Source organism: Streptomyces spongiae, from assembly GCF_009377185.1.
Taxonomy (GTDB): Bacteria; Actinomycetota; Actinomycetes; order Streptomycetales; family Streptomycetaceae; genus Streptomyces; species Streptomyces spongiae.
The window spans coordinates 22718-37281 of record NZ_VJZC01000040.1 but is presented as its reverse complement, the minus strand read 5'-3'; the positions used below and the strand labels follow the sequence as shown (position 1 = coordinate 37281).

Annotated in this window: 12 protein-coding genes; 10 read left to right on the top strand and 2 right to left on the bottom strand. The window is 71.4% G+C overall.

Going from position 1 to position 14564, the window contains the following annotated elements:
• The 3 genes from FNH08_RS09135 to FNH08_RS09125 all read left to right on the top strand — a co-directional run.
• Positions 1-761: MSCRAMM family protein (locus tag FNH08_RS09135; RefSeq protein WP_152770891.1), on the top strand; the 761-nt coding region annotated here is incomplete at its 5' end.
• Positions 762-916: 155 nt separating this feature from the next.
• Entirely contained in the window at positions 917-3385 is a 2469-nt protein-coding gene (locus FNH08_RS09130; RefSeq protein WP_194238429.1) for an ATP-binding SpoIIE family protein phosphatase, read from the top strand.
• Between the two features lie 114 nt (positions 3386-3499).
• Positions 3500-4225: a class I SAM-dependent methyltransferase gene (locus FNH08_RS09125; protein WP_152770889.1), complete on the top strand. Its 726-nt coding sequence runs from the start codon at positions 3500-3502 to the stop codon at positions 4223-4225.
• Positions 4226-4260: 35 nt separating this feature from the next.
• Here FNH08_RS09125 and FNH08_RS09120 read toward each other — a convergent pair whose 3' ends face one another.
• Positions 4261-5574: a hypothetical protein gene (locus tag FNH08_RS09120; protein ID WP_152770888.1), complete on the bottom strand. Its 1314-nt coding sequence runs from the start codon at positions 5572-5574 to the stop codon at positions 4261-4263.
• A 330-nt stretch (positions 5575-5904) separates the two neighbouring features.
• Here FNH08_RS09120 and FNH08_RS09115 point away from each other — a divergent pair, with 330 nt between their 5' ends.
• From FNH08_RS09115 to FNH08_RS09090, 6 genes are all read left to right on the top strand, one after another.
• Entirely contained in the window at positions 5905-6738 is an 834-nt protein-coding gene (locus FNH08_RS09115) for a M55 family metallopeptidase (protein ID WP_152770887.1), read from the top strand.
• Positions 6731-8056, top strand: a complete 1326-nt coding sequence (locus FNH08_RS09110) for a M20/M25/M40 family metallo-hydrolase (RefSeq protein ID WP_152770886.1) — start codon at positions 6731-6733, stop codon at positions 8054-8056. Before FNH08_RS09115 ends, FNH08_RS09110 begins: the two co-directional genes overlap by 8 nt.
• Before the next feature lie 23 nt (positions 8057-8079).
• Positions 8080-10059, top strand: a complete 1980-nt coding sequence (locus FNH08_RS09105; protein ID WP_152770897.1) for a dipeptidyl-peptidase 5 — start codon at positions 8080-8082, stop codon at positions 10057-10059.
• A gap of 77 nt (positions 10060-10136) precedes the next feature.
• Positions 10137-11018 carry a S66 peptidase family protein gene (locus tag FNH08_RS09100; RefSeq protein WP_322724070.1) on the top strand — a complete coding sequence of 294 codons (882 nt, stop codon included), beginning with the start codon at positions 10137-10139 and terminating at the stop codon, positions 11016-11018.
• 188 nt (positions 11019-11206) lie between these two features.
• Positions 11207-13003, top strand: a complete 1797-nt coding sequence (locus FNH08_RS09095) for a CocE/NonD family hydrolase (RefSeq protein WP_407704345.1) — start codon at positions 11207-11209, stop codon at positions 13001-13003.
• Positions 13004-13084: 81 nt separating this feature from the next.
• Positions 13085-13618 (top strand): GNAT family N-acetyltransferase, encoded by a 534-nt coding sequence (locus tag FNH08_RS09090; RefSeq protein WP_322724068.1) that lies wholly within the window; start codon positions 13085-13087, stop codon positions 13616-13618.
• 15 nt (positions 13619-13633) lie between these two features.
• Here the strand turns inward: FNH08_RS09090 and FNH08_RS09085 are convergent, their stop codons facing one another.
• Positions 13634-13987, bottom strand: a complete 354-nt coding sequence (locus FNH08_RS09085) for a VOC family protein (protein WP_152770884.1) — start codon at positions 13985-13987, stop codon at positions 13634-13636.
• A 125-nt stretch (positions 13988-14112) separates the two neighbouring features.
• Here FNH08_RS09085 and FNH08_RS09080 point away from each other — a divergent pair, with 125 nt between their 5' ends.
• Positions 14113-14475: a phage holin family protein gene (locus tag FNH08_RS09080; protein ID WP_152770883.1), complete on the top strand. Its 363-nt coding sequence runs from the start codon at positions 14113-14115 to the stop codon at positions 14473-14475.
• Positions 14476-14564: the final 89 nt, after the last annotated feature.

Genomic DNA, 14564 nt, shown 5'->3' with positions numbered 1-14564 from the left:
GCCCCGACGTTCCCGTCCGCGGCATCGTCCGGACCCACGACGGCGCCGTCGTGCCCCGCGCCGCGCTCACCCTCATCGACACGATCGGGCAGCAGATCGGGCGCGGCGCCAGCGGCGAGGACGGGCGGTACGCGCTGGCCACGCCCGGGGCCGGGTCGTACATGCTCATCGCCGCGGCCGGCGGTCACCAGCCGCAGGCGGTGACCGTGACGCTGGGCGAGCTGCCCGTGGAGCTCGACGTGGTGCTCGGCGGCACGGGACGGCTCGCCGGGCGGGTGGTCACCGCGGACGGGCGCCCCCTGCGGGACGCGACCGTCACGCTCACCGACGTCCACGGACAGGTCGTCGCCACCACCCGCAGCGGGAGCGAAGGGGGGTACCTCATCACGGAGCTGGTGGCCGGCGAGTACACCCTCGCCGCCGGCGCGCACACCTTCAGCCCCGCCGCCCTCCCCGTCACCGTCCAGGCCACCCGCGAGAGCCGCCAGGACATCGAACTCGTGGGCGGCGCCGTCCTGTCCGGCAAGGTCCGCGCCGGCGGCGGGCGCCCCGTCGAGGACGCCCGCGTCACCCTTCTCGACATCACCGGCAGCGTCGTCGGCACACTCACCACCAGCGCCGACGGAGCGTTCCGGTTCGGTGACCTCGCCCCCGGCGAGTACACGGTCCTGGCCTCGGGCTACCCACCCGTGGCCACCGTCCTCCAGGTCGCGGGTGGCGACGGCACGGAACGGGACCTGCGGCTGGAACACGAGGACTGACGCGCACCCGCGGCCGGAGTCGTGCGCCGGGGTGCGCGCCCCGGAGGCGACCCCGGGGCCAATTTGGCGTATTGCCACACATCGCAACCGGACGTGGCCGTACGGTAGTGGCGGCGGCACAGATCTCGCGGAGCCGTGGGGAGAGGGGCCTGGCCATGGACCGTGCCGGAGAGAGCGGCACATCTCCCAGCCGCGGGGCTGGAAGAGGAGCGCCGGCGGGGCACACCACCGTCGGCCGCATCCCGCTCGCCGTGATCGTGGTCGATCGCGAGGGGCACGTCTCGCACTGGAGCACCGGCGCCCGCCGGCTGTTCGGCGCCTCGAAGGAAGACGCGGTGGGTCGCCCCGCGGTGGACCTGCTGCCCGTGTCCGGCGCACTGCCCGAGGCGGACGAGGCCGTCCCGTACGGGTCCTACGCCGCGGACGACGGACTCGGCCCCGACCTGGAGTCGTCCCTCGGCGGACGGCTCGCCTACCCCGCCGCCGGGCGAGCCCGCCTGACGGTCCCCGAGCGGGACCGGGGCCGCGTCGACGTACTGTGGTGGGCGTACCCGCTGGTCGGACCCGGGCGGGAGCGGCTGCTCGTGCTCGCCGCCGACGCCGACGGGATGCGACACGACGAGGACGGTGTCACCGTCGAGCGGATCGCCCCCGGCTTCGCCCTGCACACCGACTTCCCCGGCGCCGAGGAACTCGCCCGCAGGCTCCCCGAGATCCTGCCCAGCATGAGCGTCGGCGAGAGCGCCCGCATCGTCGCCCAGGTACTGGAACTCGGCTATCCCATCCTGGAGTTCAGCCAGAACGACCGCGTGCCGGTCACCCCCGACTGGGGCGTACCGCGCCGGGCCGAGCGCCGGGTACGCCGCGAGCGGGCCGCGCGGGCCGTCGCCGAGGGCCTGCCCGTGCCGGAGGACCTCCAGGACGAGGTCGAGGACCTCGAGTACGCCGCCGTACGTGAGCGCCTGGAGTTCCTCAACGAGGTCAGCTCACGCATCGGCACCTCACTCGACCTCTCCCGGACCATCATCGAGGTCAGCAGGGCCGTCGTACCGCGGTTCACCGACGTCGCGGGCACCTATCTGCGCGAACAGGTCGTCGCCGGTGAGGGCTTCCCCGACGGCGTGCCCGACACGACCACCATGTGGCACCGCGTGGCCCTGGAGCACACCGACGAGCCGGGGCGCTGGGACGATGTCGTGCCGGTCGGCGAGGCCATGCCGTTCCCCGCGCACACGCCGTTCTTCCAGTGCATGACCAGCGGTGAGCCCGTCCTCGTGCCGCGCATCAGCGAGGAGATGGGGCACGCGATCGCCGCGCAGTTCGAGAAGCGCGACATCCGGCCGCTGATCACCGGCCGTTCCATGCTGATCGTGCCCCTGAAAGCACGCAACGTGGTGCTCGGCTTCATGATCCTGCTGCGCCACCCGGAGCGCCCCGTCTTCAACGACATGGACCGCGTCACCGGCGCCGAACTCGCCGCCCGCGCGGGCCTCGTCCTCGACAACGCGCGCATGTACACCTACCAGGAGAACGTCGCCGAGACGCTCCAGGACAGCATGCTGCCGCAGATAGCTGCCCGCATGCCGGGCTGCGACATCGCCACCCGCTATCTGCCGGGTACTTTGCTGGGGCGCGTCGGCGGTGACTGGTTCGACTCGGTGAAGCTGCCCGGCGCGCGCACCGCGCTGGTCGTCGGCGACGTCATGGGCCACGGCCTCAACTCGGCGGCGATGATGGGCCAGTTGCGCACCGCCGTCCAGACCATGGCCGGACTCGACCTGCCGCCCGCACAGCTCCTGCGCAACCTCGACGACCTCGCCCAGCGCCTCGGCGAGCACTACCTCGCGACCTGCCTGTACGCCGTCTACGACCCCATCGCGAGTGAACTGCACCTCGCCAACGCGGGCCACATCCCACCCGTGCTGGTCCGCGCCGTGGACGGTGGCAGCGAGCTGCTCGACCTGCCCACCGGCGCGCCCATCGGCGTCGGCGGGGTGCCCTTCGAGGCCGTACGCGTGCGGGTGGAGCCCGGAGACCGGCTCGTGATGTGCACCGACGGACTGGTCGAGGTGCGCGGCGAGGACATCGGTGTCGGCCTCGCCACGCTCTGCGAGTCCGCCGCCCACCCGGCCGCCTCCATGGACGACGCCTGCGACACCATCATCCGCGCCCTCAACACGCGCGGTGGCCGCAAGGACGACGTGGCCCTGCTGATGGCCCGCCTCAACGGCATCGAACCCGAGGACGTCGCCGAGTGGCGGCTCGTCCGCGACCCGGCCGAGGCCGGCAGGGCCCGTGCCGCCGTCCGTGAACAGCTCCACGTCTGGGGCCTGAACACGCTCGTGGACGCGGCCGAGACACTGGTCAACGAGCTGGTCACCAACGCCGTACGGCACGGATGCGGCCACCGGGTCGAGCTGCGCCTGGTCCGGGGCGACACCCTGCTGTGCGAGGTCGAGGACGACGACCCCGCCCTGCCGACGCTGCTCAGCGTGGGCCCAGGCGACGAGTACGGCCGGGGGATGCGCGTGGTCAGCACCCTGGCCCGCGAGTGGGGGACCAGCCGGACCAGCACCGGCAAGACGGTGTGGTTCGAGCTGACGTTGCCGCGCCGCTCCCGCTGACGCCGCCGCGCCGAGCCGAACTACGCGTGCCTGCTTGTGGGTTCACCCTCGGCGCGATACACCCGACCTGGCCCACCACCTCGGTGGGCCGCGGTCGCACCCCGGGGAGTGGGCATGAGTGTGACGAGTCGGTACCGGGAGGCCTGGGAGGGCTTCTGGAGCGAGGCGACCCAGGAACAGGGGGCCGTGTTCTGGGACGCGGAGCCCGCACTGACCGCGGGCGTCCATCTCGCCCTCTTCGAGCCGTACCTGGTGGACCCGGGCCTGCCGTTGGTGGACCTCGGCTGTGGCAACGGCACCCAGACGCGTTTCCTGGCCGACCGCTTCCGGCACGTCGTGGGCGCCGACCTGTCCGGCGCCGCGCTCGACCACGCCCGGCACGCCGATCCGGCGGGACAGGCCCGGTACCGGCAGCTCGACGCGGTGGAGAAGGCCGAGACCCAGGCGCTGCACGCCGAACTCGGCGACGCCAACGTCTACCTGCGCGGTGTCCTGCACCAGTGCGAGCCTGACGACCGCCAGCCCTTCGTCGACGGCCTCGCGACCCTGGTGGGCGAGCGCGGCCGGGCCCTCCTCGTCGAACTCTCCGAAGCCGCCCGCCCGGTGCTGCTCGGCCTGGCCCAGAGCGCCGAGGGACCACCACCCAAGCTGGCGCCCATCTTCCGGCACGGCATCGCCCCCGGAGACGTGCCCGACGACGCGGTCCCCGAGTACCTCCACGCGGCCGGCCTCACCGTCCTCGCCGACGGCGAACTGCCCCTCGTCACCACCGAGTACGCACCCGACGGCACCCGGGTGGAGCTGCCCTCGAAGTGGCTGGTGGCGGGGCGTACGGCGTAACAGTGACGGCCGGCACGTACAACGGGCTCTCCGGCCTACCAATCCTTGGCTTCGTCCCTTGCGAGTGCGTGGTGACGGCGACGGAACTCCGGAAGGTATTTCTCCACTGCATCGGCCGAGTCCCAGGAGTTCTCCGAACTTTTCCTTGCCATGGAAGCAGTTTCCTTCGCCGAAGGGCCCGTGCCAGGCCGATAGCCGTTACGTGCCCACAGACTCGACCAATCGCTGTAGAGACGGAACTCGGGGAAGTGCCGACTCAGGGCATCCGGCCTCACCGGCCTGGAGTCCGCGCCCTTGATTCCCTGCCCGGCGAGGACGGCTGACAGCTGACGTCCGCTTGGTTGCCGGTGGTGTTCCTCGATGTAGTGGACCCAGGCCTGGTAGTACCGATCGGTCCTGGTCGGGCCTGCCGCAGGTTGCCCGAACCAACGAGGAGACTTCAACAGCGTGCCCATTCGCAGGTCCTGTACCCATACCTCACTGGCATGTACCGGACCTTCGACGGTGAAGGGTTTCCCCTTGTCATCGACGGTGAAGGTGCCGTCTCCCGTGCCGTCCGCCCAGGCGGCTTCGATCGTCCAGTCGCAGGTCCGGTCGGAGCGCGCCTGCACGACGAAGCCGGAGGGCGCACCCCCGCTGCGGACATGTTCGAAACGGTCCTCATGGTAGGGGTGGAGATCTCCGTTGACGTCCCTGACCTTGGCAACCGGCTCGGAATCGTCCAGGTCGAAGGTCAGATGTAATGGCTTTGCTCCTTCACCGACGCGAGGCTCCGTGGGATAGTGGAAGACTATGCGCGTGGCAGCCTCGGAGAAATGGCAGGCACCTTTCGCTACGCTCGCTCTGATGTCGTTTATCACGACAGGTTCAGTGCGCGTACCCAGCAGCTGAAAACGGAACTGTACCTCCCCTCTCTTGTTCTGACGCAGGACGGGACGGGCCCCGATGGATATTGCCCAGCGGGCACCTGCTTCAAGGGGTCTGGTCGTCTCCCGCGCCCTGATCCGCTTCAGCTCTCGGGCCTCTTCGGGCGTGAGTTTGCGGTCCAGAACCCACTCGGCGAAATCGGTGTTAGTGGCTTCATGGATGACTTTCGTCTGAATCAGGGGAGGCTTCTTGCTGTCCGCCCTTTCCTGCGCTGCGTTTTGGCTTTCCTGGACGTGGTCGGCTACGGGGTCGGCGGCCGTGATCCACACACCAAAGAGCAAGGCGAGAGCTGCAATCACCACAGCCCCAGCAATCACAACGAGGCGCTTGCCGAAGGAGAGTCCTGCACTGCCGGGGTCGAGGAAGTCAAGCAGGAGATGCAGGCCTCTGCTGACTCGCCCGGGTGAGGGGGTTTCGTTCATGTGCATGGCGGTGGGACGACGTATCCGGTGGGTGCGCCTGGTGCGGATACGCGGCGCGCGCCTGTGGGGCCGGGACGGGGAGTCGGTGCGTGTGCTCAACAGCTCACCTACAGCTCTGACTGATCGGCGGTGCGTGAGAAGCAGTTCTGTAGGCCATACGCGCGAGAGGGCGATCCGGTTCCCATAACGCACTCGTACGCCGGTCGGCCCAGCGAGTTCTCACGTGGGTTCGTGTGGCGGCCGTTCTCGGACTTCCGCGTGAGCACGGAGGAATGTGGCGTGTAGGAACCCCGTAGGAAGTTTCCTCGCCGACGCGTAACGTGACGCACCATGAAGATCCTCATCAGCGCCGACATGGAAGGCGCCACCGGCGTGACGTGGCCGGCCGACGTGCTGCCGGGGACGCCGCAGTGGGAGCGGTGCCGGTCGATGTTCACCTCGGACGTGAACGCGGCCGTGCTGGGCTTCTTCGACGGCGGTGCCGACGAGGTGCTGATCAACGAAGCGCACTGGACGATGCGCAACCTGCTGCTTGAGCGGCTCGACGAGCGGGCCCAGATGCTCACCGGACGCCACAAGTCCCTGTCCATGGTCGAGGGTGTGCAGCACGGGGACGTGGACGGCATCGCATTCGTCGGCTACCACGCGGGCGCGGGCATGGAGGGCGTCCTCGCCCACACCTACCTCGCGAACTCGATCACCGGGGTGTGGATCAACGACGTCCGCGCGAGTGAGGGCCTGCTGAACGCCCATGTCGTCGCCGAGTACGGCGTCCCGGTCGTCCTCGTCACCGGCGACGACGTGGCCTGCGAGGACGCCCTCGGGTACGCGCCCGAGGCGCTCAAGGTCGCGGTCAAGGACCATGTGTCGCGGTACGCGGCGGTGTGCCGGACACCGGCCAGGACGGCCGCCGACATCCGCGCGGCGGCCAAGGAGGCGGCGTCACTGGCGGTGCGTCACGAACCGGTCGAGAGCGGGCCGTTCACCGTGGCGCTGGAGTTCGACGCGGAGCACCTGGCGATGGCGGCCACCGTCGTCCCGGGTGTGGCCCGTATCGGGGAGCGGAAGGTCGCCTACACCAGCGCGACCATGTACGAGGGCATTCGCACGTTCAAGGCGGTCACCACGATCGTCTCGGCCGCGGTGGAGGAGCAGTATGGCTGACAGCACGCACAGGCAGGTCGACGAGCAGGCTCTCGACGAGGTCGTACGGTTCACGTCCGACCTCATCCGGATCGACACCACCAACCGCGGTGGCGGGGACTGCCAGGAGCGCCCGGCCGCCGAGTACGCCGCCGAGCAGCTGGCCGGGGCCGGTCTGGAGCCCACCCTGCTGGAGCGCACCAAGGGGCGTACGAACGTCGTCGCACGGATGGAGGGCACCGATCCGTCGGCCGGGGCGCTGCTCCTCCACGGTCACCTGGACGTGGTGCCGGCCCAGGCGGAGGACTGGAGCGTGCACCCGTTCTCCGGGGAGATCCGCGACGGCGTCGTCTGGGGCCGCGGCGCGGTCGACATGAAGAACATGGACGCGATGATCCTCTCCGTCGTGCGCGCCTGGGCGCGTCTCGGGGTGCGGCCCCGGCGTGATCTCGTGATCGCCTTCACCGCCGACGAGGAGGCGAGCGCCGAAGACGGCTCGGGGTTCCTCGCCGACGAGCACGCGGGACTGTTCGAGGGGTGCACCGAGGGCATCAGCGAGTCGGGGGCGTTCACCTTCCACGACGGCGCCGGACGGCAGATCTACCCCATCGCGGCGGGCGAGCGCGGCACCGGCTGGCTGAAGCTCACCGCGCGCGGGCGGGCGGGCCACGGCTCCAAGGTGAACAACGCCAACGCGGTCACCCGGCTGGCCGAGGTCATCGCCCGCATCGGCGCCCACGAGTGGCCCGTCCGGCTCACCCCGACCGTGCGCGCGTCCCTCACCGAACTCGCCGCGCTGTACGGCATCGAGACCGACCTCAGCGACATCGACGGGCTGCTCGACAAGCTCGGCCCGGCCGCCGCGTTCGTCGAGCCGACCGTCCGCAACAGCGCCAACCCGACCATGTTGGACGCCGGGTACAAGGTCAACGTGATCCCCGGGGAGGCCGTCGCGTACGTGGACGGCCGGTATCTGCCCGGCGGCGAGGACGAGTTCCGCACGACCCTCGACCGGCTCACCGGACCCGACGTGGAGTGGGAGTTCCACCACCACGAGGTGGCCCTCCAGTCGCCCGTGGACTCGCCGACGTACGCGCGGATGCGGGCCGCCGTCGAGGCGTTCGCACCCGAGGGCCACGTGGTGCCGTTCTGCATGTCGGGCGGTACGGACGCCAAGCAGTTCTCCCGCCTCGGCATCACCGGTTACGGGTTCACGCCGCTGAGGCTGCCGGAGGGTTACGACTACGGGGCGATGTTCCACGGTGTCGACGAGCGCGTACCGGTCGAGGCGCTGCACTTCGGGGTAGATGTCCTGGACCGCTTCCTGCGGACCGCCTAGGACCACGGCCGTCCATGACCGAAATGGGGGATCAGGTGCAGACGCTGGCGTACGGTTCGTGGGCCTCGCCGATCGACGCGGCGCTCGCCGCCGCGCACGACGGCCACGCCGAGTTCGTGGGCTTCGTCGGCGAGGATGCCTGGTGGACCGAGCCGCGCCCCACCGAGGGCGGCCGGCGCACCCTCGTGCGACGCCGGGCCGACGGCACCGAGGAGTCGCTGCTGCCCGCGCCGTGGAACGTGCGCAGCCGGGTCATCGAGTACGGCGGACAGCCCTGGGCCGGAACCGTACGGGACGGCGAACCCCTGGTGGTGTTCGTGAACTTCACGGACCAGCGGCTCTACCGGTACGACACGGAGGGTGAGCCGCGGCCCCTGACCCCCGTCTCCCCGGTGGGCGGCGGACTGCGCTGGGTGGACCCCCAGCTCCGGCCCGACCGGGACGAGGTGTGGTGCGTCCTGGAGGAGTTCACCGGTGACGGGCCCACGGACGTACGGCGCGTCCTCGTCGCCGTACCCCTGGACGGCTCCGCGGCCCAGGACCAGGACGCCGTACGGGAACTGACCGACGCGCGCCACCGCTTCGTCACGGGCCCCCGGGTGTCGCCCGACGGGCGGCGCGCGGCCTGGCTCGCCTGGGACCACCCGCGCATGCCCTGGGACGGCACGGAACTGGTCGTCGCCGACGTGTCCGAGGACGGCGTGTTCCGGGAGCCGCGGACCGTGGCCGGCGGCCCGGAGGAGTCCATCGCCCAGGCGGACTGGGCCGCCGACGGCACGCTCCTGTACTCCAGTGACCGTACGGGCTGGTGGAACCTGTACGGCGTGGGACAGGACGGCGGGGAGAGGGCTCTCTGCGCGCGGGACGAGGAGTTCGGCGGGCCGCTGTGGAAGATCGGGTGCAGATGGTTCGCACCCCTGGAGAACGGACGGATCGCCGTCGTCCACGGGCGGGGCGCCACCGCGCTCGGAATCCTCGATCCAGAGACCAGTGAGGTCGTCGACACGGCCGGCCCCTGGACCGAGTTCTCCCCCACGCTCGCCGTGCACGGCGAGCGCGTCGTCGGCATCGGAGCGAGCCCCCGCAGCGCGTACGAGGTCGTCGAACTGGACGTCGGCACCGGCCACGCGCACGTGATCGGTGCCGCGCACGACGACCCGGTGGACCCCTCGTACTACCCGGAGCCGCAGATTCGCACCTTCCACGGCCCGGCCGGACGCGAGATCCACGCGCACGTCTATCCGCCGCACCACCCGGACCAGGTGGCGCCCGGCGACGAACTGCCGCCCTACGTGGTCTGGGCCCACGGCGGCCCCACCAGCCGGGCCCCGCTGGTCCTGGACCTGGCGATCGCCTACTTCACCTCACGCGGCATCGGCGTCGCCGAGGTCAACTACGGCGGATCCACCGGGCACGGACGGGCGTACCGCAACCGGCTGCGCGAGCAGTGGGGCGTCGTCGACGTCGAGGACTGCGCGGCCGTCGCCCTCGCGCTCGCCGACGAGGGCACCGCCGACCGCGGCCGGCTGGCCATCCGGGGCGGCAGCGCCGGCGGCTGGACCACGGCGGCGTCCCTCGCCACGACCGACGTCTACGCCTGCGGCACGATCCTGTACCCGATCCTCGACCTCACGGCCTGGGGCTCGGGGGAGACCCACGACTTCGAGTCGCAGTACCTGGAGACCCTGGTCGGCCCGCTGGCCGAGGTGCCCGGCCGGTACGTGGAGCGTTCGCCCTCCGAGCACGCCGAGCGGATCTCCGCCCCGTTCCTTCTCCTCCAGGGGCTCGACGACGTGATCTGCCCGCCCACGCAGTGCGAGCGGTTCCTGGCGAGGATGGAGGGACGGGCGGTCCCGCACGCCTACATCGCGTTCGAGGGCGAGGGCCACGGATTCCGGCGGGCCGACACCATGGTGCGGGTGCTGGAGTCCGAACTCTCCCTGTACGCACAGGCCTTCGGCCTGAACCCACCCGGTATCCCGAACCTGGAGCTCGCCAAGTGACACCACCGAACCCGTCTGCTCCGCCGGCCCCCCTCGCCCCGCTGACCCGGCCCGCCCGACTCGCCCCGGGAGCCAGGGTGGCGATCGTCGCGCCCAGCGGACCGGTCCCCGAGGAGCGGCTGAGCACCGGGCTCGACCTCCTGCGCGGCTGGGACCTGGACCCCGTCGTGGCACCCCATGTGCTCGACCGGCACCCCGGGTTCGACTACCTCGCGGGCACCGACGCCGACCGGGCCGCCGACCTCCAGGCGGCCTGGTGCGATCCGTCCGTGGACGCCGTGCTGTGCGCCCGCGGCGGCTACGGGGCGCAGCGCATGGTCGACCTGCTCGACTGGGACGCGATCCGCGCCGCGGGCCCCAAGGTGTTCGTCGGGTTCAGCGACATCACCGCGCTGCACGAGGCGTTCGCCGCCAGGGCCGGGCTGGTCACACTGCACGGACCGATGGCGGCGGGCGTCGACTTCCTCAAGAACGTACGGGCCCAGGAGCATCTGCGGGCCACGCTCTTCGAGCCCGAGACGGTACGGACCATCGCCCCCGACCGGGTGACCGCGCTGGTGCCCGGGCGGGCCCGGGGCGTCCTGCTCGGCGGGTGCCTGTGCCTGCTCGCCTCCGAGCTGGGCGGCCGGTACGCCCGGCCGTCGGCGCGCGGAGGGCTGCTCTGTCTGGAGGACGTCGGCGAGGAGACGTACCGCCTCGACCGCTATCTCACCCAGTTGCTGCGCGCGGGGTGGCTCGACGGTGTCAGCGGGATCCTCCTCGGCTCCTGGGCCGAGTGCGCGCCGTACGACGAGGTGCGCGGGCTGCTCACCGACCGGCTCGCGGGGCTCGGAGTGCCGGTCGTCGAGGAGTTCGGGTTCGGGCACGGAGAAGGGGCACTGACGATCCCGTTCGGAGTGACGGCCGAACTGGACGCCGACGCGGGCACGCTGACGATGGACGAACCGGCACTGGCGTGAGCCCGGAGTAGCACTGGCGCGAGCCCTCAGCGGCACTGGCGCGAGCCCTCAGCGGCGACGGTGGGACCGGCCTTCACGGAAACTCCGTCAGGAAACGCACGACTCGGTGATTGACCCTTTCCGACACGTGTCACACCATGACTGACCGACCGCGTTACTTACCGGTCGGTAGTCGCGTTGTCCTCTGCGTGGAGGTCCTCGTGTCCCGTCGCCGCACCCGTGCGCCCAGAATCCGTTCCCTGTCGGCCCTCGCTCTCGGCACAGCACTGACCGTCCCGCTCCTGACGGCGGCGCCCGCCCCGACGGCCGGTCAGTACACCGTCACCGCACTCAGGTTCACGGTCCAGGCAGGTGACCGGACCTGCGCGATCGACGCCGACCTCTACCGCCCGGCGGGTGTGGACGGCGCCCACCGGGCCCCCGCGGTGCTCGCCACCAACGGCTTCGGCGGCAGCAAGTCCGACGGGACGACCGACGCCATCGGCAAGGCGTTCGCGGCCCGCGGCTACGTCGGCCTCGTCTACTCCGGCCTGGGCTTCGGTCGGTCCGGCTGTCTGATCTCCCTCGACGACCCGCGCGCCGACGGTGCGGCGGCCTCGCGGCTCGTCGACTTCCTGGCGGGCACGCGCGCCGCCGACGACGGCACGAAGGCCGACTTCGTCACCCAGGACGGTGAGGGAGACCCCCGGGTCGGCATGATCGGCGCGTCGTACGGCGGCGCCGTCCAGTTGGCGACGGCCTCCGTCGACCACCGCGTGGACGCGCTCGTCCCCCTGGTCACCTGGAACGACCTCGCCTACTCGCTCACCCCGAACAACGCCCTGGGCGCCCCCGCGGTGCCCGGCGCCTTCAAGTGGCAGTGGACCAACGGCTTCTACCTCGTCGGAGAGGGCCAACCGCTGACCGTGCCGAACCTCGACCCGTCCCGGGTCAACTCCCTCGGCTGTCTGCACTTCGTGACCCGGGCGTGCGAGACGATCCGGACGCTGAACTCGGGGCGCTACCCGGCGGACCGGACGCGGCGCCTCCTGGCTTACGCCCGCAGCGTGTCCCCGGTCTCCTACCTCGGCAAGGTGAAGGCGCCCACCCTCCTGGTCCAGGGCCAGGCCGACAGCCTCTTCAACCTCAACGAGGCGACGGCCACATACCGGACGCTCACCGCGCAGGGCACCGAGGCCAGGATGATCTGGCAGTCGTGGGGCCACAGCGGCGGCACCACCACCCCGGCCCCCGGCGAGTTCGACCTGGCGAAGGGCAACCTGGAGACCAGCTACGTCGGCCGCCGCGTCCTCGCCTGGTTCGACCGCCATCTGCTCCGCCACCCCGTCGACACGGGACCGGCGTTCGCGTACTACCGGGACTGGATCACGGACCCGGGGCGGGCATACGCGACGGCCGCCCATGTGCCCGCCCTCACCGAGACCTTGTACCTCTCCGGCGACGGCACCCTCGTCGACAGCCGCACGAAGGTCGCCCGGGGCAGCCGCTCCTACACCAACTGGCCGACGCCGACGAGCCACTCCGAGAGCTCCCTGGCCGGCCAGTTCGGCGTGCCCGATCCGGGGCCGTACGACACGCAAGGGACGTATCTCGCCTGGACGACCGGCCCCCTCACCGCCCCGGTCGATGTCGTGGGGGCGCCCCGGGCGACGCTCCGGGTGACCTCGCCGGAGGCCGCGCGTGTGCGGGGTTCCGGGGACGCGGCGGACAAACTGGTGCTGTTCGCGAAGCTGTACGACGTCGCGCCCGACGGCACGCAGACCCTCGTCCGACGGCTGGTGGCACCCGTGCGCGTGCCGGACGTCACGAAGCGGTTCTCCGTGTCGCTCCCGGGCATCGTGCACCGGTACGAGGCGGGGCACCGGCTGCGGTTCGTGGTCGCGGCCAGCGACGACGCGTACTTCGGCAACCGCGGCACCAAGCGGGTCACGATCAGCAGTACGCCCGAGGACACGGGCGTGCTGCGGCTGCCGGTCGTCCGCTGATTCCCGACGCCCGACCGGGTGGGCGCCGGACCAGGTGGCTTTCGGGCGGCGGCCGGCGCGGGCGCGGCGTACCGTGGCGGGGTGTCCGACACCGCTCCTTACCTGGCCGAGGGCCCTCGCGTGGGCATTCGGCACTTCACCTACGACGACGCCGCCGAGTTCACCGCCCGGGCGCGGGAGAGCAAGGCTCTGCACCACCCGTGGCTGTACCCCCCGGTCACCTCCACCACGTACGCCACTTACGCGGGGCGGCTGATCGAGGACCCGACGAAGGCCGGTTTCCTCGTCTGTGAGAAGGACGGCGGCGCCATCGCGGGGTACATCAACATCAACAACATCGTCGAGGGCGCGTTCCTGTGCGGGGCTCTCGGCTACGGTGCCTTCGCGCACGCCGCCGGCCGGGGGCTCATGAGCGAGGGGCTGCGACTCGTCGTCCAGTACGCCTTCACCGCCATGGGCCTGCACCGGCTGGAGATCAACGTGCAGCCCCGCAACGCCGCGTCCGTCGCACTCGCCCAACGCTGCGGCTTCCGGCTGGAGGGGTTCTCGCCGGACTTCCTCTTCATCGACGGGGCGTGGCGCGACCACCAGCGGTGGGCCATCACCGCCGACTGAGCCGGCCGCGGGCACTCACTCGGGCGCGTTACGGTCCACGTACTCGTAGATCGCGCCGTCCGGGTGCATCGCGATCAGATTGCGGCCCACGGGTGTCGCCACCGGGCCCGCCAGGACGTGGGCGCCCGAGTCGGTGAGGACCTGGTGGGCCTCGTCGACGTCCTTGACGGCGATGGTGGCGGCGACCTTGCGGAGCACCTCCAACTCGGCCTCGGGACCGCTCATCAGCAGGAAGCAGCCGACGGCGGCCACTTGGACCCCACCGCGCTCGAAGCGCAGGGCCTGGCCGCCCGCGAGCCGTTCGTAGAAGGGGACCGTGGTCTCCAGGTCGTCGACGCAGATGCGCAGCGTGGCTCCCAGAATTTCCATGGGGTCGAGCCTAGTTGGGGCCGACCGAGCAGGAGATCGTTTCCTGCGGATCCTTCGGATCTCCCCGGAATCCGTCGGACGTGAGGGCGGTGTTACCCGCGGCGGCCCATGGGTACCCGGACGCGATGGATCGCTTGGATCATCTCGAACATCTGGACAAGCACCTGGTCGACGAGCTGGCGCAGGTGGCCCGCGAGACCGTACGGGACGAACTGCGGGAGCAGACCCGCAAGCAGCGCCGCACGGCCGTGCTGTACGCCGCGTCCGGCGCCGTCGCCCTCTACGCGGGCGCCGCACTCGCGCTCACGCTCGGCCTGCTGCTCGCGCTGGGCCTGCCCGACTGGGCCGCCGCGCTGATCACTGCTGTGGTGCTGGGTGCTGTGGCGTACGCGCTGCGCAGCGCGGCGCGGCCGTCGGCGTCCCGCCCGACTGCCGCGCCGCGCCCGGACGACACCGGCCCCGAGACACCGCACCACCGGGAGCGGTGACCGGGTGCGTCGGCCGGTGCTGAGTCACCGGCCGCTGGGAGCAGACGCGTTGAGCGTGCACTCGGCCCGGACGGCGAGGAGAGGGGAAC